The organism is Paraburkholderia sp. Ac-20342, assembly GCF_017104985.1.
GTDB lineage: Bacteria > Pseudomonadota > Gammaproteobacteria > Burkholderiales > Burkholderiaceae > Paraburkholderia.
Map to the genome: position 1 here is coordinate 106653 of NZ_JAAGPQ010000009.1, position 23733 is coordinate 130385.

Genomic DNA, 23733 nt, shown 5'->3' on the forward strand with positions numbered 1-23733 from the left:
CGCACCACCATTTTGTCCACAGAACAGACGCGTATCGGACCAAGCGAGACTATTGCCACCGACTGGCGCCGGAGCATAGTTGCCCCTCGTCAGAGGCGTCCGTGTAGAAGTTTGGTCCGTCATTCATATTCAATCACTCCTGCTGTGTCGGTGTGCCACTCTGTTAAATACAACAGCGGACTCACCTCGCATGTTGCCATATCGGCGTCTTATGGCTTCGACCGCCCCAAAACTGCAGATCTTTCCAAACGGTGCAACTTGGGCGACATATCAGGCAGAACAGCGCAAGCGACTTGTCGCCGATCAGAACTGTTGGCAAAAACATTGCGCCGCTGGTTCACTCCGCCGCCTTGTCCGCAGGCCAGCGGATCGCGCTCTCGAGTTGCGCCTCGTACGCCTTCTCGAGTGGCACGACGGGATCGTGCAGAAACGATCCGGCACGCGCGCCGAAGAACACCTCAGGGTCTTGCACACCTGGCGGCAACGTGCCTTGGTCACGAAGCGTGGCCGTCGCAAGCAACAAGCGCCGCCGGGTTCGAGCGATCATCTGGTCTGTTGGCGAGAGATGCTCGTAGCTGTGATCGACGATCGGCCCCATGCTCTCCGTCACAGCCTGGTCCTGCATCGTGATGTTCGCAATGCCCGTATACTGGCCGCCATTGCGCTGGACCTCCCGGTCGATTCCCCAGTCATTCCGACTGTCATCGGCACAACGCCAGCGGCCAAACCAGTCTGTCATAGTAGGCGCGTACTCGAACGGCGCGAAGAGCGGCTCGCCAGTCTTTCTTGTCGAACTATAAGCTGGGTTACCCTCGTCAACCCCGCAAGTAATATCGAACAGCATCGAATGTTCGTCGTCCATCGGAACCCACGCACGTGCTATCGCACGGCTCCCGAAGCGGTTGTTAGGTGTCTGTGTCCAGAACGGAAACATGAAATGCGCGACGCGCCAGGAACGCAATCCGTCGTCATTCGGACGGTAACCGCCATACATGGTTCCCCATGCAGTGTTCGCGACTACGTACTCGGGCGCGCGATCGAGTACGGTCGGTCGCATCGGGTGATCGTCGGACAAGTCATCCGCGTTAAGTGAGCCTACGTGCAGAAAGCCCACATGCGACGTATCGATGTCTCCCTCAAGCGCCTGTAACCAGTTGCAGTCACGCTGCAGGCACCAGATTTCGCAATCACCGACGAGATTGGCCTCGATAGTCGGTAACGGCGGCGGCTCAGCCGCATCGCCCATATACACCCAGATCAACCCGTTGCGCTCCGCGGTACGGTACGCCTTTGCATGCACTTTTTCTTTGAAATCCTGATGCGCGGGCACGCTTGGCATATCGACACAGCGTCCTGTGACGTCGAATTTCCAGCCGTGATACACACACCGAATACCGCTTTCCTCGTTGCGTCCCAGAAACAGCGACGCGCAACGATGTGGACAGCGGTGGTCCAGTATGCCGACGCGCCCCTCACTGTCCCGAAAGGCAAGCAGCTTCTCGCCAAGCAACATCAAGCGCAGCGGATCGCCGTCCGGCTTCAGCTCGCTCGATTTGGCTGCAGGCACCCAGTATTGCCGCATTAAGGTACCCATAGGCGTACCGGGACCAACGCGAGTAAGATCTGCGAAATCCATATATTCATACTCCTTTCATAACATCAAAAACATAGACAACCCAGGCGTCCGACGCTATCGCATCGTTGTTCCCTTAGACTGACGTGGATAGTCATCGTGTATCGATGGAGACACGTGAATCTGCATCTGCTCCGGCAACGAACGCTGCCGATACCACGCCCGCATGAGAGCAATGCCTGCGCCCCCCAGAACTAGCGGTACGGCCATCAGATAGAAAACATGCGCAGGTGGCCAGCCAGCTTGCATGAGAAATCCCGGTATCATCGGCCCAAGAATCGCGCCGCTACGGCCTATGCCTAATACCCATCCGAGACCGGTCGATCGTAGAGCGGGAGGATAGAACTCGATCGCCAAAGCCGATACACCCTTTTGCAGACCGCTGACGCAATAGCCAAGGCAGAACGCCGCAGGCGCGATAACCACGACCGCCGGCGAAAGCAAGGTTCCCAGGAGAAGAACAAACGCGGCGCCCATCAAAAAGTAGGCGGTGACGACACGTGCGCTTCCGAATCGGTCCATCAGGAAGCCTGTCGCGATTGCCGCAATACCACCCAGATTGCCCAACGTGGACGCAAAAATCGCATCCTGCTGAGTCGCCCCGATCTTGACCAAAATGAGCGGCATCCAACTGAGCGCAAAAAAATAGACGACCGCATTGAAGCTCAATGCAACCCAGAGCATAAGCGTGCCGACCAGACGTTTCTCTACGAAGAGTTGCGCCACGCCGCCCGCGCGCGGTGCAGGCGGTTCGACCGAAATAAGCACATCGCTCAAAGGCGTGCGCGGATACAGTCGCGCCAGAATATCTTTTACGCGCGAACTCTCTTTGGGACCGCGAGAAAGCAGCCAGACCGGTGATTCACACCAGACGCACCAGACTGCGAGCGCAACAACAATCGGCATAACACCCCCGATCGCCATGGCACCACGCCAACCGTAACGCGACAGCGTCGCCCAAGCTGCGACACCTGCAATCATGATGCCGCTGGTCGTACCGAGATACAGCATTGCGATGAGCGCAGAGCGATGGCGTGCCGGAAAGAATTCAGAGACCAGCGCCAGCGTGGGAGGCACCACGCCGCCTAGCGTAAGGCCAACGGCGATGCGGCAAAAGACAAGCGTCTGCGCATCCGATGCGAGCAACGTCACGAAATTAAGCACACCCATGACAAACAGGCAGCAAACCGCGAGACGCTTCGCACCGATCTTCGATGCAAGCGGCGCTAGCACGAGGAAGCCGATCAACATGCCACTATAACCCGCAGATAGTATCGCGCCCTGCCTGGCGGGTTCGATCCGCCATGCCTCGACGATGTGCGGCATGACGTAGGAGATAATCTGCAGATCGAAGCCTTCGCAAAACAATGCGAGTGCACCGATTGCTGCAATCGCGATCTGAAATCCGCCTATGGGTCGTGCATCGATTACGGTAGCAAAGGGTTTCGTCTCTGCCATGATGTCTCCTTGGAATTATGATTCTTCGATGCCTGAGCGGCAATGAAACCTATCGCATGTGCAGACCACCATTCACGTCGATCGTCGCGCCAACGATATAGCCGCTCCGGTCGGACGCAAGCAGTGCGACAGCCGCAGCGATTTCTTCCGGCTCCGCAAAACGTCCTACCGGTACCTGTTTGTTGATCTCGTCACGCAAGTGCGCGAGACGTTCCTTGGCACTCGAAACCGGCCCAGGCGACACAGCATTGACAGTGACACCTGTGCCGGCCAATTGCCGTGCGAAGTAGCGCGTCAATGTCGTTGCGCCACCCTTTGCGGCCGCATAATGTGCCGACGCTACCGTGCCGCCGTTATGCGAAGCGAGCGACGTAACATTTACGATTCGCCCATAGCCTGCGGTTTTCATAGGCTTCGAGAAAATCTGACAACTGAGGAACACGCTGCGCATATTGATATTTACGATCTCGTCGAATTCCTCTGGCGTGATCTCGTCGAGCGGTGTCCGTTTTGCATAACCCGCGTTATTCACGACGATATCCAGCTTGTTCCATCGTTGCAGCACTGCATCCAGCGCCTGTTCGAAATCGAGCTTTTCACGCACGTCGAGCCTAAACGCGAAAGTGGTCTCACCGTGCGGGTCGAGTGCCTTCGCCACTGCTTCGGCGTTGGCGAAATCCACGTCCGTCACCACAACCCGCGCCCCGCCCACGTGAAGTTCGCGTGCAATAGCAGCGCCAATGCCGCGGCCCGCCCCTGTTACCAATGCGACCCGCCCTTCAAAGGCACGCTCGCCTACCTGTTGCCCAGCTTCAATCATGTTGTCCCTCATTGGGTATTGTGTTTGACTCGTTGCGCCGCCTATCGGCGGTGCGGACTTTCCACCTCAGTTCGCGGTTTCATCTGCACCTTGGCCCATACCATCATTCGCGGTCACCGGCCAACGATGTGCTCTGTCGAGTTCCGCCCGGTAAGCTGCCGAGAACTCCACGGCGGGATCAGCCCAGAATGCCCCAGAGCGAGCGCCAAAATATGCTTCGGGTGATGAGGCACAAGGTACAGCGGTGGGATCGTCGCGGAAATTGCGTAGCGCCTGTCCGAGGCGTCTACGAACAGTCGCGATCATCTGGTCGGTGGGCGCGAGATGCTCGAAGCTGTGATCTGTCATGGGCCCCATGCTTTCCGTGATCGCCTGATCCTGCATTGAAGGATTATCAATGCCCGTGTAATGAATCATGTTGCGCTGCGCTTCCCGATCGATTCCCCAGTCGTTGTGCAGTCCATCGACAGGAAGCCAACGATCGTACCAACCCGTACCATTTGGCTTACGCCGGATCTTTTCGTACATTGGCTCGCCATTCTTCAGTTTCGTCGTGAAGAACGGGTTACCTTCATCGGTTCCCCCTGTAATGTCGAAGAGCATCACATGCGTGTCATCCATCGGCACCCAAGCGCGCGCAATCGCGCGCGTCGAGAACAGGATGTTGGGCGTCATCGTCCAGAACGGGAACATGAAATGTGCCGCTCGCCACGACATCCGTCCGTCTTCGGCCAAACGGTAAGCACCATACATCGCGCCCCATTCTGCGTTCTGCACACGATACTCAGGCGCCCGATTGAGAACGGTGGGACGCAACGGCGACGCGTCCGGTAGATCTTCAGGCTGCAGCGCACCGACGTGGAGAAATCCGACATGGCTCGTGTCGATGTCACCTTCGAGCGCCTGCAGCCAGTTGCATTGCCTTTGCAGGCACCAGATCTTGCTGCCAGGAATCAGATTGGCCTCGATCGCGGGCAATGGCGGTGGGTTAGCCTGATCCTCACCCATATATACCCAGATCAGCCCATTGCGCTCAGTGGCCTTGTAAGCACGCGCGTGGACCTTTTCCTTGAAATCAAGGCGAGCCGGAACGCTTGGCATGTCTACGCAATTTCCGTCGACATCAAATTTCCAGCCGTGATACACGCAGCGAATGCCGTTTTCTTCATTGCGTCCGACGAACAGCGACGCGCAGCGATGCGGGCAGCGATGATCTAGTATGCCCACGCGCCCGGAGCTGTCGCGAAAGGCGATGAGCTTTTCGCCAAGAATCATCAGCCTCACGGGATCGCCGTCCGCCGTTACCTCGCTGGAAAGTGCTGCCGGAAGCCAGTATTGCCGCATGAATTTCCCCATCGGGGTTTCCGGGCCTACACGCAGGAGATCAGCTATGTCGTTTTTGCTCATGGATCGATGTTCCGTTGCCTGTCGTTATGCGGCGAGAACGGTATGCCGCTCTCACCACCCCTGTGAATGCGGCCATTCTATGAGCCGCTTTTTCGCTTCAGCTATTGAAAAAGCGGCTTGGGTATTCGCTAAACGAAACGAAACACTGGAATCCCTCGACTAGTCTCGCGTTCGCGCTCTTTAGGGAGTTGTCCCAGGATTGACATCGCAAGTCGCAGGTCATTACGATTGGCCCCACCACTTATGGTGGTCCAATCTGATGGCTCCAATTAGGACAGCCATCATGCGTCCATGACGCGCAAAAGAATCGATCTGGAGACTTGGAGACTCAATGAAAAAACCCATGCTGCTGGCGATCGCGGTCGCCAGCACGGCCACCTCGGCCGCACATGCACAGAGTTCGGTAACGCTATACGGACTAATCGATGAGGGGCTCAACTATGTGAGCAACGTGCAAACCGGTCGCGCAGGCGGTGCGCTTGTCGGCAAGCAGCAGTTCGCAATGTCCGATGGTGCGACGGGTATCGGCGGAAGCCGGTGGGGATTGCGAGGCAGCGAAGATCTGGGTGGTGGCCTGCGCGCAATCTTCACTCTGGAAAACGGTTTCAACATCAACACGGGCGGGTTGGCGCAAGGTGGTCTGCTGTTCGGTCGCCAAGCCTTCGTCGGCCTCGCCAACGGGGCCGGACAGGTCACGTTGGGACGCCAGTACAGCATCGTCAGCGACATGTTGGCCCCGCTCTCGGAAGCCGGCCAGATTCCGGGTCACATGGGCGCAAATCCCGATGATTTCGACGATCTCGGCCACTCGGTGCGTCTAAACAATGCCGTCAAGTTCAAGAGCACGTCATTCGCAGGTGTAACGCTGGGTGCGATGTATTCGCTGGGTGGCGTGGCGGGTGCGTCCGGGCGCAATCAGGTATGGGCGCTCGCCGCAACCTACGCGAATGGCCCGTTTTCCGCCGGTGCTGGTTATCTGAATGCACGCGATCCGAATCTTTCATACTTCGGCACAAGTGGCAATTCCGGTAATAGTAGTACGAACAATCTCGGTTCGTTCGGTTCTGCCACCGCGGCACAATCCAATCCCGTCTACGCAGGATTTGCATCGGCTGCGACGCTTCAGTTGCTGATTGCGGGCATGGAATACCATTTCGGCGCGATGAGTGTGGGCGCAACGTGGTCACACGCCGGCTTCAGTGGACTTGGAGACACCAGCGCGGGTCCGAATCCGCTGCACTATGCCGGCACCGGCGTGATCAACAACGGCGCAATCAACGCGAGTTATGCCTTCACGCCTGCGTTCAGCGTCAATGCAGCGTATAGCTACACGCACAAGGGGAGCATCGGCGACTTCGGCAGCGCTAACTACCATCAAGGGACACTTTCGGCAACATATTTCCTCTCGAAGCGCACCGAGCTGTACGCAATCGCGATCTACCAGAAAGCCAGCGGAACCGATTCGCTTGGCCAGCCCGCAGTCGCGTCAATCACACAATTGACGCCCTCTGCCACTGACCATCAGGCACTTGTGCGTCTCGGCATTCTGCACACGTTCTGATTTGTGCACACAAATAAAAAGAGGCAGAGTCTCCTTACAGAGAATCCGCCTCTTGCGAATCGGCACTATTACCCTATTTTTTCTTGCGTGCTGGCTTGGTTTCCACCGGTGGTTCCTCGCCCAGAATTTCGCTCCACGATTCGACAGCGCTAGCGAAGTGCGTCTCCATCAACGCAGTCGCCTTCTTCACGTCGCGCTTCTTCACCGCTTCATAGAGGCGCATATGCTGCGCAGCAGAAATCGCGCCGCGCTCAGAATCGGCGAACAACGCATAGCGCCGGCTTTCAGAAATGCGGTAGAACGAGTTGAGCAGCCGCACAAGCACCTCGTTATGCGTGCAGCGCGCAAGCGCCATATGGAACGCGGTGTCCTGCGCGGAAATGTTGCCGTCGCTCGACAGCACTGCCTGAGTCGCATCGATGACTGATGCAAGACTGTCGAGATCCGCCTCCGTGCGGCGCTCGCATGCCAGTTGCACGCTGCGAATTTCGAGCGCCCAACGTACCTCCAGGGTCTCCTTTACCTCTTTCAACGACGGCTCAGAGCCCATTTCGGTCAATAGCACGATCGTCTCAAAGCTACTGTCCGTCGACATGCGACGAAGATAAATGCCCGAATTCGGCCGCGATTCGATCACCCGAAGCGCACTGAGCGTCGAAAGCGCTTCGCGCAACGCATTGCGCCCCACGCCAAAACGCTCGGCGAGCGCTCGCTCGGACGGTAAACGCTCACCGCTCTCGTAGCCGCGCTCCTTGAAAAACGCCAGCATCTTCCCGACGAGTTCCGAGCGTGAAGTTGATTCGCGAACAACGGGAGACGTCAGTTCCATATCACTGAAGAAAAATCACAAGACGGGACTTACAGATTATACAGACTGCCCCCACCAGTCAGGTCATTCCAATCGCGATCTGCCGCAAGCCCGTCGCTCAGCCCACCGACGTCCCAGCGGGCGCTTTTCCTCCCTGCGCGGCAGGCGCGTTTTCAACGCCGCTGTAGACAACACCGCTTTCCAGCAGCGCGCTCGCGTCATCGTCGGCATAGCCGAGCGCGCCGGTAAGAATGTCGCGGCTATGCTCGCCGATACGCGGAGCGGGCGATGGATCATCGATTGGCGTCTCGCTGAAGCGAAATGGCAGGCTGATGTTCGGAAGCCAACCAAGATCAGGATGCTCGAGACGGCTCACGAGCTTGCGTTCGCGCGCTTCCGCCGAACGCAGCGCCTCCCCGACCGAACGCACTTCGCCACATGGAATCGATGCCTCCCGCATACGCTGCTGCCAGTAAGCCCACGGGTGACGAATGAACGCTTCGTCGAGAATACGAAACAGTTCGTCGCGCCGTGCGATTCGTCCATTGCGGTCGGCGAGCACGGGATCGGCTGCCAGCTCCGGCATCTCCAGCACGTGGTTCGCCAGACGATGAAAAATCTTGTTGTTGCCGCAATTGATATAGAACGCCCCATCCGAAGCCTTGAACACTCCGGAAGGACACGTATCGGGACTCGTATTGCCGTGGCGTTGCGGCTCGTCGCCAGTGAACAGATGTTGCACCGTCGCGTAACCGGTCATTAGCACGGCATTGTCAAATAGCGACACTTCGACGGCCTGCCCCTTGCCACTACGTTCGCGCGCGACCAGTGCACCAAGTATTGCATTGGAGGCCATCATCGCGGTGCTGATATCCATGACCGGTGAAAGCGCCCGCACGCCGAGACGGTCTGGATAACCGTTCATGGAAACGAAGCCGCTTTCTGCCTGTGCAACGGGATCGAACCCGAGCCGGTCGGCAAATGCTCCGTCGCGGCCATAAGCGGAAACCGAGCAATAGATTAGATCCGGCTTCAACTCTCGACATGCGTCATAGCCGAGGCCCAGCCGCTCCATCACGCCCGTCGAAAAGTTCTCGACGACTACATCTGCCGTCGCAACCAGTTCGCGCGCAATACGGCGTCCCTCTTCGCGCTTCAGATCGAGCGCAATGCTGCGCTTATTGCGGTTCGCCCAGAGATACGGCGCACCAATGCTAGAGTCCTGCGGGTGCGCCGGCGGGTAATAGCGAAATTCATCGCCACGGCCAGGCGCTTCAATCTTGATGACCTCGGCCCCCATGTCGGCCAGCATCATCGTCGCGAAGGGGCCGGCGATGAAATGCGTAAAGTCCACCACACGGATGCCTTCCAGCGCCCGAGGTGCGTTCACCGGGCGCGGCTCGTGTTGCGGAAATTCGTTGATCAAATTCGACAACATCGTGTCTCCTCGTCGAGGCGGCGCACGTCGGCGCCTGTCAGTAAGTTGGCGTTTGATTACGCGCTCTACACCTGCTCAGAGATCGAGAACCAGTGTCGGCGAAAGCGACCCCGAGCAGCACACCATGACTGCGCAATTGCCAGCCTTTTCCTCGTCACTCAGGAAGTCGTCGCGATGATCGGGTACACCATCAACCACGCCAACGCGGCAGGTCCCACATACGCCCGAGGAGCACGCATACTGCACATCGACGCCGTGATCGAGCAGCGTGTCCAGAATGGTCTTTCCCGGCGACACGGCAATGCGCCGACCATCGCGGTGCAGGACGACTTCGAAGCCGCCTTCGCTTGCCGCGTCATTCGCCGCCGCGAAGCGCTCGAAATGTACCTCCTCCTGAGGACGTACCGCACAGGCATCGATGAAGTCGTCCACCATCCCTCGCGGGCCACAACAGTACAGATGCGTGCCAGCGGGAGCACGCTCGACTATGCTGCGTACGTCCGGCCGCTGACCTTCGTTCTGGAAGTACATTTCGACACGCGAATCCGCGTCGACGATCTGCGCAAGATCGTCCGCATAGGCCGCGCGCGCGCACTCCCGCGCGGCATAATGCAAATGCCAGGACGCGCCGACGCGCTCCAGCCGCCGGATCATCGAGACGACGGGCGTAATACCGATTCCGCCACAAATGAACACCGACTCCCGAGCACTCTCGCACAACGGAAAATCATTCTTCGGCTGACTGATCGTGAAACGTTCGCCGACCCGTGGCACGTTGTGCATCCACATGGAGCCGCCGCGACCGGTAGCCTCGCGCTGCACGGCGATCACATAGCGATACCGTTCCTGAGGATCGTTAACGAGGGAATAGCTGCGTACGCGATTTTCGGGCAGGTGGAGGTCAATGTGCGCGCCCGCCTGAAAGGCGGGCAGCTCCGACATGCCGACTGGCCGAAACTCATAGGAAGCCACATCATCCGCCTCGAGGCGGATTTGCGTGAGCTGAACGTCAATGTGCTCAGAGGTATGCAGGGACATGTTGACTCGAATATTCGCAAGGGATGAATGATCAAGGCGTATAGCCGAAGTCCGTGCCGAGACGCGCACGCATGTGCCCTGCGCCGTCGTGCTGCCATGACGCTTCAGCCGGCAGTGTGAGTGACACTGCACGCACCATCCAGAGATCCGGGTCGTCGACTCGTATCGTCGACACGCGCTCAGCCGCGAGCTTGCGTACATTCTCGAGTAGCAGACGACGCGTCATCGCCACGCCAGTGTCGCTAATGCCGAGGTTTTCCTTGCTGCGGTCGTAGATCGGCGCGACACCAGACTGGCATGCAGCGTCCTGCACCCATAGTCCCGGCAATCCCGAGAACCAGGTCTTTGTCTGTGCGTCGTAATTGAAGAGGAATGCTGACTGGAGATTGTATTTGGTCCAGTACTTCGCATACGGATGCGTCGGCGGGCGCGGCTCGTAGGCGTTCACGCTCGCATGGCCGGTCTCGCGGCCCTGGTGCCCCGTTTCGAAGAGCTGCCTCGTCTTCTCGTAGAGCGGGCAAGCTGGCGTATAGGAAAACATCAGGCACAGCGTGTTCTCATCGTCGATCGGAACCCACGCGTGACCGCTTAGTTCCGGATACTTCGATTGCGGCGGCACGAGCGTGTAGAACGGAAACAGAAACTGGTTGACGCGCCAATAGTGATGCGCCTCGTCAAGTACACGCCGCGAAGCGATGCTGATGCCGAAATCCTGTCGTTGACATTCGAATGCAGGTCGCAAGTCACGCTTGGCGGTCCAATCATTGATGGCGCCCTGTGAATCGATGCGGCCATGCAGGATCGGTGCGTGCGCCGAATCGATTTCCCCCTCCACCGCCTGCAGCCAGTTGCACTCCTGCACGCGGAAGCTGAAATGCACATTTTCCGCTGGCACCATGTTCCATTCGAGATTCGGCAGCGGCGGCAGCGCATCTGAAGGCGCGTCGCCCATGTACGCCCACACAATCCCGTTGCGCTCGCGACATGGATAGCTCTTGATATGCACCTTGTCTTTCAACCGGCTGTCGGCCGGCTCCGCTGGCGTATCCATCACGCGGCCGTCCACGCCGAACTGCCAACCGTGATACACGCAGCGCAAGCCGCATTTCTCGTTACGGCCGAACACGAGCGGTGCCCCCCGATGCGGACATGCATGGTCGACGAGCCCAACACGCCCCTCCGAGTCACGAAACGCAATCAGATCTTCACCGAGTAGCCGCACGCGTTGCGGCTGCCCATCGATCGTCAGGTCCAAGGACGGCAGAAAGGGCAACCAAAAAAGGCGCATGAAACGCCCAGTTGGCGTAGCTGGGCCGACGCGCACAAGGGTCTCGTTGTCTTGATGGGAAAGCATATCTGTCTCCACAATTCCAAACATTGGTGGGACCAATTATAAGTTAATCGATAGGGCCGTCAACGGTGTTGAGATTTCTTTGCACGAATATTGTCAGTAAATATTTGATGATTTTTTTTCATAAAAATGGATAATTTTCTAATTATTCAGCTTTAAACGCACATTTTTATGCGAATTTTTCGAATTCAATGACCGACATCTTCATCTCTTTTCAGCCGGTAAGGGATTTCCCGGCTGGGCCAAATTTCTCACAATCAATATATTAACCCACCAAATTGGTCCATCCAATTTGGACATACAAAAGGAGATAAGCATGAGTGTGTCGTCCCAATCCCCCGCCGCGCCCCCCGGGCCGACGCCGGTCATGTCGGGAGAGGCTCACGTCGATGGCGTTCAGGTCGTATCGAGAGTTGGGCGGCGTTTGATGTGGTATCTGATCGCAATCTACGTGGTATCCGTGCTGGATCGCGGCAACCTAAGCTTTGCGTCGTTCTCGATGAACAAAGAATTGGGCCTCACGCCGCAGATGTACGGTATCGGTGTGGGCATTCTCTTTCTCGGATACGCGTTGTTCGAGGTTCCCAGCAACCTTATACTGGCCCGATACGGAGCCCGCGTCACACTCACGCGTATTGCGATCATGTTCGGCATTGTCACCATGTCGATGGCATTTATCAGGGGTCCATATAGTTTTTTCACCATGCGAGCACTGCTCGGGATCGCTGAAGCGGGACTCACCCCGGGCGTGTTTCTGTTCCTGAGCTACTGGATCCCTCAGCAGTACAGGGCCCGCTACAACGCAATGTTTTCTTACTCGATCCCAGCCGCCTATGTACTCGCATCGCTCGTGTCCGGTGCGATCATGCAACTGGACGGCACGTGGGGTGTGCCGGGCTGGAAGTGGCTGTTCGTGCTCGAAGGTCTGCCTGCGGTCGCGCTAGGCGTCTTCGGTGCGTTCTACCTGACCGACCGGCCGCATCAAGCCGGCTGGCTCTCGTCAGGCGAGAAGCTCTGGCTCGCGAATCAACTGGAGAAGGACAATGCAGCGCCCGCGCATGGTGTCCCGACTGGCGTGATGGCCCTGATGCGCCGACCAGAAATGTGGGTGCTCACGCTCGGATATGTCGGAATCTTCTCCGGCAACGCAACGGTCGGCGCCTGGCTGCCGCAGATTCTGCATCACGCAGGCGTACCGCTCGGCATCATCGGTTTCGTCGCGATGGTGCCACCGCTTGCAGGCATCGTCGGCATGACGTTGCTGTCCCGACGGTCCGATCGTCGCAAGGAGCGCGTGCTGCATACCGTAGCCTGCATGCTGGTCGCCGCGGCCGGTTATACGACCGTCGCGCTTTCCACCACGCTGGTTGGCGCTCTGATCGGCTTCATGCTCGCCAACATCGGTGTCTATTCTTCGCTCGCGATCTTCTGGTCGATCCCGCAAACTTATCTTCCTGCGAACGCCAAGCCCGCGGTAATCGCGATCATCAGCTCGTTCGGAGCCATTTTCGGCGGCTGGATCGTACCGATGATGGTCGGCCGCCTACAGCAGCAAACGCACAATCTCGCCGCTGGCATGATTGTAGTCGCCGTGTTCTTCATGTTCTCGTCGGCATGCGTGTTCTTTGCGGGGCGCCGCATGGCCGGCCGCGCGTAAGGAAGGGAGCCGACATGCAACGAGGTCCATTGTCCGACGTACGCGTAGTTGAATTCAGCGCGCTCGGCCCAGTGCCATTCTGTGCGATGCTGCTCGCCGACATGGGTGCCGACGTAGTACAGATCGCGAGGCCGCACACTTCGATTGACACTGATAATTTCATGCAACGTGGCCGTCGGGTTATCCCGCTCGACCTGAAACAGCCGCACGATCGCGACACGGCACTTGACTTGATCGCACGTGCTGACGTGCTGCTCGAAGGCAATCGCCCCGGGGTCATGGAGAGCCTCGGTCTTGGGCCAGACACCTGCACCGCACGCAATCCGCGCCTCGTATACGGCCGCATGACGGGTTGGGGCCAGACTGGTCCACTCGCATCGACCGCAGGCCACGACATCAACTACATTGCGCTGACCGGCGTGCTCGATGCAATCGGCGTTGCGGGCAGTTCGCCAGTGCCGCCGCTGAACCTTATCGGCGATTACGGCGGCGGCGCGATGTTTCTCGCGTTTGGCACGCTATGTGCGCTGTGGGAAGCACGCGCCAGCGGTCTCGGACAAGTGATCGACGCGGCAATGGTGGACGGCAGCGCAATGCTGATGTCGCTGTTCTGCCGGCTTCTTGCGCAGGGCAAATGGAACGGCCCGCGCGGTACACGCATACTCGACGGCGGCGCACCGTGGTACACCACCTATCGAACCGCCGACAACCGTTACGTTGCGGTTGGCGCGCTTGAGGAGCCTTTCTGGCAGGCGCTCCTCGCGGGACTGGAAATCTCGCCCGCAAGTTTGCCACCGCGCAGCGAGAAAGGCGGGTGGCCCGTAATACGAGCAGCGCTCGCCGACCGCTTCGCGACACGAACCCGCGACGCCTGGGCCAAGCAGTTTCGCGAATCCGACGCCTGCGTCAGCCCAGTTCTCAACTTGCAGGAAGCGGCCGAAAACGAGCACATCGCCGCACGGCACACCTACGTCGCCGATCGCAATTTCGTGCGCCCTGCCACAGCGCCGCGCCTGAACCGCACTCCCGCAAGCGAAGCCGTGCCGCCCACGCTCGGTACCGCACAAGCCGTACTCGAAGCGTGGCAGACAGGCGCATCACGGCGATGAACACCGGGCCCACACGCCTCGCTTCTCACCGGAAATCACCATGTTCGCATGGTTTGGGTCATGAATCCGGACCCGGCATTTCCAGTGAGGAATTGGGCCGAGACATTTGCATTGGAGGTATCGGCATATGAACCGCTCGCTAAAAGGCCAAGTGGCAATCGTCGGTATCGGCGAAACACCGTATTACCGGCACGGCAAGTCGCCCGACAGCGAGTTCAAGCTCGCATTAAAGGCAATTCTGGCCGCGTGCGCCGACGCGAGCATCGACCCGCGCGACATCGACGGTTTCGCTTCATACAGCGATGAGCGCAGTGAAGCGACGCGCCTTGCCGCGGCACTCGGCACGCGGCGTCTGCGTTCGAGCACGATGCAATGGGAAGGAGGCGGCGGCGGCTGTTGTGCGGCCGTCGCAAACGGCGCGGCAGCGATCGTCGCCGGACTCGCCGACTGCGTGGTCGTGTTTCGCTCACTCGCGCAAGGCCAATATGGACGTTTCGGACGCACCACCGGCATCGACACGATTTCGGGAGAGAAAGCCTGGCTAATGCCGTATGGCGTGCTCGCGCCGCCGCAACGCTTTGCGATGCGCGTCCAACGTTTCATGCATGAGCACAAGGTTCGTCAGGAAGCGCTGCGCGCGATCGCGCTTGCGTCGTATCGACACGCACAATCAAACCCGCGTGCAGTCATGTACGGCAAACCGCTCGACATCGAAAAATACGAGTCGTCGCGCTGGATCGCGGAGCCCTTTCATCTGTTTGACTGCTGTATGGAAAACGATGGCGCGGCCGCATTGATTCTCGTACCGGCGGAACGAGCCCAGGAGTTCGGCAACAAAGCGGCGTTCGTCCTTGGCGCAGCCACGGGCTCGGACCATCGCTTCGCGGCGGTCCCGCACAATGGTCCCACCTACGGAAGCGCCAACTTTGGCACGGTCGCGCCCGACCTCTTCCGCATGGCCGGCGTCGGTCCTGGCGATGTCGGCGTGGTGCAGAGCTACGAGAACTTCACTGGCGGGGTTGTGATGGCGCTGGCCGAGCACGGCTTCTTCGCTCCCGAAGACGCGAACGATTTCCTGACGCTCGACAACCTGATCGCGCCAGATGGCCGCTTGCCGCTCAATACGAGCGGCGGCAATCTGGCCGAGTGCTACATGCATGGCTTCGAACTGGTATTGGAAGCAGTGCGACAAATCCGCGGCACCTCGTGCAACCAGGCGCGCCGAAACGATGTTGCGCTTGTCATCGGCGGCCCGATGGTTTCGCCGGTGAGTAATCTTTTGCTCGGATCGGAGGCAACACGATGAAAGAAGCAAGTACTGCGTCGTACTACCTTCCTGCCGGCCTGCCTATCCCCGTGTCGGAACCGGACGGACTCTCCGCGCCCTATTGGCACGCATTGCGCGAAAACCGCCTACTGGTGCAGCGATGCACGCATTGCGACACATGGCAGTTCGGCCCCGAATGGATCTGTCACGGATGCCACGCATTCGACCCCACGTGGACTGAAGTCGCTCCGCGCGGGCGTATCTACAGTTGGGAGCGCGTATGGCATCCGTCGCACGATGCGTTGACCGGCCATGGTCCGTACCTCGCCGTTCTCGTTGAGTTGCCGCACGCGGGCCACGTACGCATGGTCGGAAATCTGCTCGGCAATCCACGGCAGAAGGTGACGATCGGAGCCGAAGTCGAAGGTGTGTTCGAGCATCATGCCGACGCCGATCCGCCCTATACACTGCTGCAGTGGCGCATATGCAGCCGCAGCACGGCATGAGTGCGGCAGGGACTGAGCCCATCTTCGTCACCATCTGAACACGATCAACAACACTACAGTGCGCGCTCGAGCCGACGCGCCGCCCGCTGCAACACAGGCAAAAATGACTGCTCCAGTGTCTCGACACTAACGCGCCCCGAAAACGCGCTGACGCTGATCGCTGCCTCAATCGCTCCGCCACGTCCTCGCACTGGCACCGCCATCGCACACATGCCAACTTCCAGTTCCTCGTAGCTGAGCGAATAACCAACCGTCCTCGCACTGTCTATGACATCGATCAGTGCGGCGGTGTCGGCGCGCGTGTGCCTGGTCAGCTTCTTCATCGGCACTGCACCGAGATGGCGACGGATCTGGTCGTCACCCAGGTCAGAAAGCAGCACGCGCCCGGCTGCCGAGCAGTACACGGGCAACCGTGCCCCGAGCTTCACGCCAGTCGAAACAATCCGCACCGCTTCCGCACGTGCGACGAACACGGCATAGCCATCGTCAAGCACCGCTAGTGATACGGACTCCTGTAGTTCGTCACGAGCCTCGGCAAGCAGAGGCTGCGCGATCTGGGGCAATGACGAGGTGCTCAGATAGGCACTCCCGAGCCGCAACATACGCGGCAGCGGGACGAAGAACTTGCCGTCGTATGCGAGATAGCCGAGGTCTACCAGCGTCAACAGGCAACGGCGCGCGGCGGGCCGACTCAGATCGGCAAAGCGCGCTGCGTCGGATACGGTCATCCGCGTCGTTGATGCGCCAAACGCCTCGATGATCGCGAGCCCCTTCGCAAGCCCCCCCATCCCCTCCTTCGCACGGCCTCCTGCTACCGATTCACTGCCTTCCGAGGAAAAAGGTTCGCCCGCCTCTCCGTTGACAGGCGCTTTGATCGATGTCATATTTAATCCGTATATCGAACAACGTACGGTATTCGAACACATTCGGCTGGCGCGGTCAAGTTCCACCGAAATGGAAATACTGCGCAAAAACGAAGAAAACCGGAGACCCGCGACGTTCGTCGCGGCCTCCGCCATGTATGGAGCGAATCCTCTTGAACTACATCCCCATTAAGCCGGCGCGCCGCGCCAGCATTACGTGGCCGTCGGAAGGACTGACGCGCGTGCCTTACTCCGTTTTCCAGGATCAGGACGTCTACGCCGACGAACAGGACGCGCTCTTCCGCGGCCCGCACTGGAACTATCTGTGTCTCGAAGCCGAAGTGCCCAATGCCGGCGACTTCCGGACGACCCGGGTCGGCGACGCCCCGGTCGTCGTCACTCGCGACGACGACGGCGAGCTGTATGCGTTTGAAAACCGTTGCGCGCATCGCGGCGCGCTGGTTTGCCTCGAAGACCAGGGCAACGCGAAGGATTTCAGCTGCGTGTATCACGCATGGACGTACAGCCTGCAAGGCGATCTCGTCGGCGTCGCGTTCAAGGAAGGTATCAACGGCCAGGGGGGGATGAAGCCGGACTTCTGCCTGGGCGAACACAATCTGCGCAAGCTGCGCATCGCGACGCTGCATGGACTCGTGTTCGGTAGTTTCTCCGACGACGTGGCACCGCTCGACGAGTACCTCGGCGACGAAATCGTCGAGCGCATCACGCGCGTCCTAGAGGACCGATCACCGGTCGTGCTGGGCCGCTTCACGCAAATGCTGCCGAATAACTGGAAGCTGTATTTCGAGAACGTCAAGGACTCGTATCACGCGAGCATCCTGCATCTCTTCTTCACCACGTTCCAGTTGAACAGACTGTCCCAGCGCGGCGGCATCATCGTCTCCGAAGGGGGCGGCAATCACGTCAGCTACTCGGCCGTCGATCACGCCGCGGCAGCCGCCGATCTCGAGCACAAAGCGAACGATTACGCGGAACAGAACATCCGCTCCGAAAGCGAACACCGGCTCGAGGACACCTCGGTACTCGCCGGTACCGACGAATTCGGCGACGGCGTCACGCTGCAGATCCTCTCGGTGTTCCCCGGCTTCGTGCTGCAGCAGATCCAGAACGCGATCGCCATCCGCCAGATCCTGCCGAACGGCACGCACGAAACCGAACTGAACTGGACCTACCTCGGCTTCGAAGACGACACGCCCGAACTGCGTGAGATGCGTATGCGCCAATCGAACCTCGTCGGCCCCGCCGGCTATGTATCGATGGAAGACGGTTGCGTCGGCGGCTTCGTCCAGCGGGGCATCGGCGCTGCGAGCGACCACAGCTCGGTGCTCGAAATGGGCGGCGACACCGCCGAGAGCAGCACGAGCCGCGTGACCGAAGCATCGATTCGCGGCTTCTGGAAGGCTTACCGCAACGCAATGGGATATTGAAAAGCATGGCGCAAGACATTCATCAACGGATCGCGCGCGCGCAGGCCGCGTACGTTCGCTGCATCGACGACGGCGATCTCGACCAGTGGCCCGACTTTTTCACTGACACCTGCCTCTATCGAGTTACGACTGCCGACAACCATAAACGCGGGCTCACCGCGGGCATGATCTACGCGGCCTCGCGCGGCATGCTGATCGATCGCATCGCCTCGCTGCGGGACGCGAACATCTACGAGCGTCATGCATACCGGCATCTGCTGGGCCAGCCGTACATCCTGAGCGAAAGCGATAGCGAAGCGCGTAGCGAAACGTCGTTCATAGTCGCGCGAATCATGCGAGACGGCTCGACGAGCCTCTTCGCGACCGGCCGCTACTGCGACGTGTACGCACTCGACGGCGAGCACGTGAAACTGCGCGAGCGGATCGTCGTCTGCGATAGCTCCCGAATCGACACCTTGCTCGCGCTGCCGCTATGACCACACATGGACAAACGATCGCGCTCGCGATCGGCGACCCCAACGGCATTGGCCCGGAAATCGCGGTCAAAGCCGCCGCGCAACTGTCGGCGGATCCGCACGCGCCGCGCCTCGTGCTATTCGGCGATGCACACGTGATCCGCTGGTACGCCGAACGCTGTGTCCCGGAACTGGCGCTGCGCGAAGTCGCGGACGACGCATGGCCCGCTCCCGCTTCGCGCACACTCGATTTCGTGAACGTTGCATCGCTCGCGGGCGATGCGTTCGAACCAGGACAGGTCTCGCCGGCGGCCGGCACTGCGACGCTCGCGTACGTGTCGGCAGCGCTCGCCGCCGCGCGTAAGGGCCTGGCCGACGCAGTAATCGCCTGCCCCCACTCGGAAACCGCGGTCAACGCATCCGGCGTGTCCTTCTCCGGTTATCCGGGCTTCGTCGCCGCGCAGACGGGACTGCCTGCCGAAGACGTGTATTTGCTGCTCGTGGGCGGAGGATTGCGCATCGTACACGTAACGCTGCACGAAGGCATCGCCTCCGCGCTCGCGCGGATCGATCAGCGGCACGTGGAAGGCGCGGCCCGCGCGGCGGTGCAGGCACTGCGGCGCATGGGCATCGAGCGTCCGGTCGTCGGTCTGATGGGCATCAACCCGCATGCGGGCGAAGGCGGGCTGTTCGGACGCGAAGACATCGAGATCACCGAACCCGCCGCACGCGCGCTTCGCGAAGACGGCATCGACGTGGTCGGCCCTCAAGGCGCAGACCTGCTCCTCGCGAACCCGGATGTCGATGTGTTCGTCGCGATGTATCACGACCAGGGCCACATTCCGGTGAAGCTGCGCGCGGGTCGGCATTCGGCCGCGATGTCCGTCGGCTCTGGTGTGACGTTCTCGAGCGTCGGACACGGCAGTGGCTTTGACATCGCCGGCACCTTGCGCGCGGACCCAGTTCCCCTTCTCGGCGCAATCCGTCTCGTCGCCACCGGCACGATACAGCCGCCCGATGCGGCACGCGCATCCTGAACCGCTTTATCGAGGTCACACCATCTTGGATCACCAGATTTCCATTGCCGGCAGCGACATCGTGTTCCGCTGCGAAGAAGGCGAAACCGTGCTGAACGCAGCTGAACGCGCCGGCTATGCAGTGCCCTATTCGTGCCGAAAAGGCGTGTGCTCGACTTGCGAAGGCGGCGTCGTTGCAGGCGCGGGGCGGTCGTCCGTACAGGGCGGCATCGATGGCCCCGCGGAGCGCGTGCTGCTGTGCTGCCTGCGCCCGACCTCGGACCTGACCATTACGCCGCGCCGGATCGAGAAGCGCGAACCCGCCGCGCGCAAGACGCTCGACATGACCGTCTACCGGGTGACGCAACCGGCCGACGACGTGAGCGTGCTGCACCTGCGATTGCCCACCGGTACGCGCGCAAGGTTTCGCGCCGGACAGTACCTGCAGATCGAACTCGACGACGGCAGCCGCCGCAACTACTCGATGGCCAATCCGCCTCACGAAAGCGATAGCGTGCAACTGCACGTACGCCACGTGGCAGGCGGGCGTTTCTCCGAAGGCGTGCTGCGCGGCCTGGACAAAGGCCACAAGCTGCGCGTCGAACTTCCATTCGGCGAATTCTCGTTGCAGGACACGTCTGCAAAACCGGCGATCCTGATCGCGACCGGCACCGGCTTCGCACCAGTCAAGTCGATCGTCGAGGACGCGATCAAGCGCAAGCTTGACCGTCCGCTGTACCTGTACTGGGGGGCGCGCCGACTCGAAGATCTGTACCTGTTCGATCTCGCGCAGAAGTGGGACAGAAGCGGCCGCCTGCGCTTCGTTCCTGTGCTGTCCGAGCCGCACGACGGTTGGGACGGCCGCCATGGTTTCGTGCATGAAGCCGTACTCGAAGACTTCGGCACGTTCGACGGCTATCAGGTTTATGCATGCGGCAATCCTTCGATGACGAGCGCCGCCCACGCGACATTCACCCAAGCGGGCCTCGCCGAAGACGACTTCTTTAGCGACGCGTTCGTCCACACGGATCAGGCCGCATAGACGCGCCGCATCCGCTCGCGATGCAGAAATAATCCAGGAGACATACTTTGGCATCCAGAATAATTGATGTGGCAGAGATCATAGAACGGGAAAAGACCGGCTACGGCCAGTACCTCGTCGTTCTGTTGTGCGCGCTGCTGATGTTCCTCGACGGCTTCGACACTCAGGCCATCAGCTATATCGTGCCTGCGCTTTCAAAGGCGTGGCATCTGCCGCGCGAAATTCTCGGCTCGATCTTCTCGGCGGCCTTGGTCGGCCTGATGATCGGCTATCTCGCGATCGCACCACTGTCCGCGCGTTTCGGCCACAAGCGGATGATGGTGGCGAGCACCCTGCTATTCGCGGTGTTCACCATGCTCACCGTGTTCGCCACCAACGCGGTCGAGCTGATCGGCCTGCGCTTTCTGACCGGCATCGGCCTCGGTGCTGCGGCGCCAAGCGCGGTCGCGCTTACCTGCGAATTCGCGCCGAAACGGCTACGCTCGACATTCGTGCTGCTCGTGTATTGCGGGTTCTCGCTCGGCTTTGTCGTCGCAGGACTCGCCGCGGGTGCGTTGATGCCCTCGTACGGCTGGAAGTCGTTGATGCTGGCCGGTGCGATCGCGCCACTTGCACTGGCTGCGCCGCTCGCCTGGCTCCTGCCCGAATCGCTTGCGCTCCTGCAACGCCGCCCGAACGGCACCGAGCAGATCCGCGCCGTGCTCGCGCGGCTTTTCCCGCGCGTCGCGCTTCCTCCGTCAAGCACATTCCATCTCGAAGACGACGCGCAGCAGCGTGCGAGCGTGACTGAACTCGTACGTGGCCGTGTGGCGGCCGGCACACTCCTGCTCTGGGTTGTGTTCTTCCTGAATCTCGCTGAGTTCTATTTCATGCAGAGCTGGTTGCCGACCATGCTGACCGGCCTTCGATATCCGCCCGCAACGGTCGTATGGATCACCGCGCTGCCCACGATCGCCGGCGTGCTGTCCGCTGTGCCGCTCGGCCTCGCGATGGACCGCATCGGACCCTATACGACACTGACAGTACTGTACGTCATCGGCGGCGTGTTCATGTGGCTTGTGGCTGGGGCGTTCTCAGGCAGCATCGCGTGGCTGTTCGTCACCGTGTTCTGCGCCGGATTCTGCATCAGCGGCGGACAGAAAAGTGTGATCGCGCTGGCCGCTGTTTACTACCCGCAGAACCTGCGCTCTTCCGGCGTTGGCTGGGCGCTCGGCGTGGGCCGGCTTGGCGGCATCGCCGGCCCGCTCGTCGCCGGCATGCTGTATGCCGCGCATTGGGCACCGTCCGAGATCTTTGCCTTCTCTGCATGGCCGGTGCTGGCAGCCGCCATTGGCGTATTCGCGATGGGGCGCTTCTATCGTGAACGTCCAGTCGTTCCCGAAGCGCCATGACGCGGTAGACCCTGCTGTACCACGCGGTTTCGCATTCTCGCCGCGGTTTCTTTCGACTTTCCATCAATACAGACCCATGCCTCATCCCCGCAACGACGGGGAGAGGCTGACGCATTACGACTTCGGAGACTAGATGAAAAAAACCACCCTCGTTCTCGCTGCCCTTTCCCTCGCTACGGGCGCCGCTCACGCACAGAGTTCGGTCACATTGTACGGCCTTGTCGACGAAGGACTCGTATACGTGAACAATCAATCTGGTCATGCGAATCTTGAAACTGTCACCGGCCCGACGAGCGGCAGTCGCCTGGGTCTGCGCGGCACCGAGAACCTTGGCGGCGGACTGAGTGCGATCTTCACATTAGAAAACGGTTTCGACGCGTCAAATGGAAAAATGCTGCAAGGCAACCGTCTGTTCGGACGTCAAGCATTCGTCGGGCTATCGAGCGAACGCTACGGTACGCTAACGCTCGGCCGCCAGTACGATACGATGACTGAAATTATCGGTACGTACGCTGCAACCTCGATGTGGGCATGGCTCGGCACGCACCCGGGCGATTTCGACAACCTGAACTCGACGTTCCGCGTGAACAACGCCCTGAAATACCGCTCTCCGGTGATGGCCGGCCTGCAAGTGACCAGCATGTTCGCACCCGGCGGCGTTGCGGGCAATTTCGCATCGAACCGCGTGTACGCGCTCGGGCTGCGATACATCCATGGTCCATTCAGTGCTGCGCTTGCGTACGACTCGGTCAACGATCCATCGACATCGGTGCTCGACAGCGCCCTTGCACCAGGTGAGCCTGGTTACGCGTCACCGTCGAAGACACCACAATTCGGCGGCTATGCATCCGCGAGCGCATGGAAGATCTTTGGCGCGGCGCTCGGCTACCGGATTGGCGACGCCGTCCTCCACGTGGTGTACACGAACACGCGCTTCCAGAATATTGTGTATACCGCATCGACACCGAACACTGGCACGGCTGTATTCAACAGTTACGAAATCAATGGCCGCTACCGCATAACGCCGGCGTTCTCGGTCGGCGCGTCGTACGACTACACGAAGGCGAGAGATGCGAAGTACCAGCAGGTCGATTTCGGGCCGAACTATGCTCTGTCCAAGCGTACGGACCTCGATCTCGTCGGCGTGTGGCAACATGCGTCCGGGATCGACTCGACGGACCATGCAGCCGTCGCAGCTATCAGCACGCTCGGTCAGTCGTCGACGCCGACGCAGGTTGCGGTGAAACTGGCATTGCGACATCGGTTCTGATGACCTGGACACTCCGGTATCTGCCGCTATCCATTGCCATCACGTTGCAAACCGCACGGCTAGTTGCACGTGAAAGTACATGTACATGACGCTCAGCCGGTGCCAAGCAGAACGAAGCGCTTACAGATGGCGCTGACCGCTGACGAGTTTAACGAACGCGCGCTGTCGACCCTGAGCAGGCTATCGACGCGACAA

At 60.0% G+C, this 23733-nt stretch carries 20 protein-coding genes; 11 read left to right on the forward strand and 9 right to left on the reverse strand.

The genetic code is table 11. The features are described 5' to 3' along the window. Positions 1-337 precede the first annotated feature (337 nt). The 4 genes from G3N58_RS05410 to G3N58_RS05425 all read right to left on the reverse strand — a co-directional run bounded on the left by G3N58_RS05410 (position 338) and on the right by G3N58_RS05425 (position 5318). The gene (locus G3N58_RS05410; RefSeq protein ID WP_205998682.1) at positions 338-1636 is read right to left on the reverse strand and encodes a Rieske 2Fe-2S domain-containing protein; all 1299 of its coding nucleotides are present in this window, start codon (positions 1634-1636) and stop codon (positions 338-340) included. Between the two features lie 54 nt (positions 1637-1690). Further along, the gene (locus tag G3N58_RS05415) at positions 1691-3091 is read right to left on the reverse strand and encodes an MFS transporter (RefSeq protein WP_205998683.1); all 1401 of its coding nucleotides are present in this window, start codon (positions 3089-3091) and stop codon (positions 1691-1693) included. Positions 3092-3140: 49 nt separating this feature from the next. Beyond that, positions 3141-3911: an SDR family NAD(P)-dependent oxidoreductase gene (locus G3N58_RS05420; protein WP_205998684.1), complete on the reverse strand. Its 771-nt coding sequence runs from the start codon at positions 3909-3911 to the stop codon at positions 3141-3143. Between the two features lie 66 nt (positions 3912-3977). After that, positions 3978-5318 carry a Rieske 2Fe-2S domain-containing protein gene (locus G3N58_RS05425; RefSeq protein ID WP_205998685.1) on the reverse strand — a complete coding sequence of 447 codons (1341 nt, stop codon included), beginning with the start codon at positions 5316-5318 and terminating at the stop codon, positions 3978-3980. 331 nt (positions 5319-5649) lie between these two features. Between G3N58_RS05425 and G3N58_RS05430 the strand changes: the two genes are divergently transcribed. Then, positions 5650-6879, forward strand: coding sequence for a porin (locus G3N58_RS05430; RefSeq protein WP_205998686.1), 1230 nt, complete (start codon positions 5650-5652; stop codon positions 6877-6879). A 73-nt stretch (positions 6880-6952) separates the two neighbouring features. Here G3N58_RS05430 and G3N58_RS05435 read toward each other — a convergent pair whose 3' ends face one another. The 4 genes from G3N58_RS05435 to G3N58_RS05450 form a co-directional block, all read right to left on the reverse strand. Next, entirely contained in the window at positions 6953-7708 is a 756-nt protein-coding gene (locus tag G3N58_RS05435) for a FadR/GntR family transcriptional regulator (RefSeq protein WP_205998687.1), read from the reverse strand. Between the two features lie 97 nt (positions 7709-7805). Next, entirely contained in the window at positions 7806-9125 is a 1320-nt protein-coding gene (locus G3N58_RS05440; protein WP_205998688.1) for a CoA transferase, read from the reverse strand. A gap of 75 nt (positions 9126-9200) precedes the next feature. Beyond that, positions 9201-10163 (reverse strand): PDR/VanB family oxidoreductase, encoded by a 963-nt coding sequence (locus G3N58_RS05445; RefSeq protein ID WP_205998689.1) that lies wholly within the window; start codon positions 10161-10163, stop codon positions 9201-9203. Between the two features lie 31 nt (positions 10164-10194). Further along, positions 10195-11541 (reverse strand): Rieske 2Fe-2S domain-containing protein, encoded by a 1347-nt coding sequence (locus tag G3N58_RS05450; RefSeq protein WP_241016994.1) that lies wholly within the window; start codon positions 11539-11541, stop codon positions 10195-10197. Between the two features lie 400 nt (positions 11542-11941). Here G3N58_RS05450 and G3N58_RS05455 point away from each other — a divergent pair, with 400 nt between their 5' ends. The 4 genes from G3N58_RS05455 to G3N58_RS05470 all read left to right on the forward strand — a co-directional run bounded on the left by G3N58_RS05455 (position 11942) and on the right by G3N58_RS05470 (position 16053). Further along, positions 11942-13171 (forward strand): MFS transporter, encoded by a 1230-nt coding sequence (locus G3N58_RS05455; protein ID WP_241016995.1) that lies wholly within the window; start codon positions 11942-11944, stop codon positions 13169-13171. Positions 13172-13185: 14 nt separating this feature from the next. Next, positions 13186-14280, forward strand: a complete 1095-nt coding sequence (locus tag G3N58_RS05460; protein WP_205998690.1) for a CaiB/BaiF CoA-transferase family protein — start codon at positions 13186-13188, stop codon at positions 14278-14280. A 457-nt stretch (positions 14281-14737) separates the two neighbouring features. Continuing rightward, complete coding sequence (locus G3N58_RS05465) at positions 14738-15586, forward strand: acetyl-CoA acetyltransferase (protein ID WP_241016996.1); 849 nt, start codon at positions 14738-14740, stop codon at positions 15584-15586. Continuing rightward, positions 15583-16053 carry a zinc ribbon domain-containing protein gene (locus G3N58_RS05470; RefSeq protein ID WP_205998692.1) on the forward strand — a complete coding sequence of 157 codons (471 nt, stop codon included), beginning with the start codon at positions 15583-15585 and terminating at the stop codon, positions 16051-16053. The genes G3N58_RS05465 and G3N58_RS05470 overlap by 4 nt, the downstream gene beginning before the upstream one ends. A 53-nt stretch (positions 16054-16106) precedes the next feature. Here G3N58_RS05470 and G3N58_RS05475 read toward each other — a convergent pair whose 3' ends face one another. Then, positions 16107-17072 (reverse strand): IclR family transcriptional regulator C-terminal domain-containing protein, encoded by a 966-nt coding sequence (locus G3N58_RS05475; RefSeq protein WP_241016997.1) that lies wholly within the window; start codon positions 17070-17072, stop codon positions 16107-16109. A 17-nt stretch (positions 17073-17089) separates the two neighbouring features. On the opposite strand from G3N58_RS05475, the gene G3N58_RS05480 reads away from it, so the two are divergent. The 6 genes from G3N58_RS05480 (at position 17090) to G3N58_RS05505 (ending at position 23538) form a co-directional block, all read left to right on the forward strand. After that, positions 17090-18364: an aromatic ring-hydroxylating dioxygenase subunit alpha gene (locus G3N58_RS05480; protein ID WP_241016998.1), complete on the forward strand. Its 1275-nt coding sequence runs from the start codon at positions 17090-17092 to the stop codon at positions 18362-18364. A gap of 5 nt (positions 18365-18369) precedes the next feature. Next, the gene (locus tag G3N58_RS05485) at positions 18370-18840 is read left to right on the forward strand and encodes an aromatic-ring-hydroxylating dioxygenase subunit beta (protein WP_205998694.1); all 471 of its coding nucleotides are present in this window, start codon (positions 18370-18372) and stop codon (positions 18838-18840) included. Next, positions 18837-19856, forward strand: coding sequence for a 4-hydroxythreonine-4-phosphate dehydrogenase PdxA (locus G3N58_RS05490; RefSeq protein ID WP_205998695.1), 1020 nt, complete (start codon positions 18837-18839; stop codon positions 19854-19856). The genes G3N58_RS05485 and G3N58_RS05490 overlap by 4 nt, the downstream gene beginning before the upstream one ends. Before the next feature lie 25 nt (positions 19857-19881). Then, positions 19882-20877, forward strand: coding sequence for a 2Fe-2S iron-sulfur cluster-binding protein (locus G3N58_RS05495; RefSeq protein ID WP_205998696.1), 996 nt, complete (start codon positions 19882-19884; stop codon positions 20875-20877). Positions 20878-20945: 68 nt separating this feature from the next. After that, entirely contained in the window at positions 20946-22268 is a 1323-nt protein-coding gene (locus tag G3N58_RS05500; protein WP_346778241.1) for an MFS transporter, read from the forward strand. Between the two features lie 133 nt (positions 22269-22401). Then, positions 22402-23538, forward strand: a complete 1137-nt coding sequence (locus G3N58_RS05505; RefSeq protein ID WP_205998698.1) for a porin — start codon at positions 22402-22404, stop codon at positions 23536-23538. Positions 23539-23733 lie beyond the last annotated feature (195 nt).

Coding starts and splice junctions, on each gene's coding strand:
- G3N58_RS05410 (WP_205998682.1), bottom strand. CDS start 1,636: ATGGATTTCGCAGATCTTACTCGCGTTGGTCCCGGTACGCCTATGGGT.
- G3N58_RS05415 (WP_205998683.1), bottom strand. CDS start 3,091: ATGGCAGAGACGAAACCCTTTGCTACCGTAATCGATGCACGACCCATA.
- G3N58_RS05420 (WP_205998684.1), bottom strand. CDS start 3,911: ATGATTGAAGCTGGGCAACAGGTAGGCGAGCGTGCCTTTGAAGGGCGG.
- G3N58_RS05425 (WP_205998685.1), bottom strand. CDS start 5,318: ATGAGCAAAAACGACATAGCTGATCTCCTGCGTGTAGGCCCGGAAACC.
- G3N58_RS05430 (WP_205998686.1), top strand. CDS start 5,650: ATGAAAAAACCCATGCTGCTGGCGATCGCGGTCGCCAGCACGGCCACC.
- G3N58_RS05435 (WP_205998687.1), bottom strand. CDS start 7,708: ATGGAACTGACGTCTCCCGTTGTTCGCGAATCAACTTCACGCTCGGAA.
- G3N58_RS05440 (WP_205998688.1), bottom strand. CDS start 9,125: ATGTTGTCGAATTTGATCAACGAATTTCCGCAACACGAGCCGCGCCCG.
- G3N58_RS05445 (WP_205998689.1), bottom strand. CDS start 10,163: ATGTCCCTGCATACCTCTGAGCACATTGACGTTCAGCTCACGCAAATC.
- G3N58_RS05450 (WP_241016994.1), bottom strand. CDS start 11,541: ATGTTTGGAATTGTGGAGACAGATATGCTTTCCCATCAAGACAACGAG.
- G3N58_RS05455 (WP_241016995.1), top strand. CDS start 11,942: ATGTGGTATCTGATCGCAATCTACGTGGTATCCGTGCTGGATCGCGGC.
- G3N58_RS05460 (WP_205998690.1), top strand. CDS start 13,186: ATGCAACGAGGTCCATTGTCCGACGTACGCGTAGTTGAATTCAGCGCG.
- G3N58_RS05470 (WP_205998692.1), top strand. CDS start 15,583: ATGAAAGAAGCAAGTACTGCGTCGTACTACCTTCCTGCCGGCCTGCCT.
- G3N58_RS05475 (WP_241016997.1), bottom strand. CDS start 17,072: ATGGCGGAGGCCGCGACGAACGTCGCGGGTCTCCGGTTTTCTTCGTTT.
- G3N58_RS05485 (WP_205998694.1), top strand. CDS start 18,370: ATGGCGCAAGACATTCATCAACGGATCGCGCGCGCGCAGGCCGCGTAC.
- G3N58_RS05490 (WP_205998695.1), top strand. CDS start 18,837: ATGACCACACATGGACAAACGATCGCGCTCGCGATCGGCGACCCCAAC.
- G3N58_RS05505 (WP_205998698.1), top strand. CDS start 22,402: ATGAAAAAAACCACCCTCGTTCTCGCTGCCCTTTCCCTCGCTACGGGC.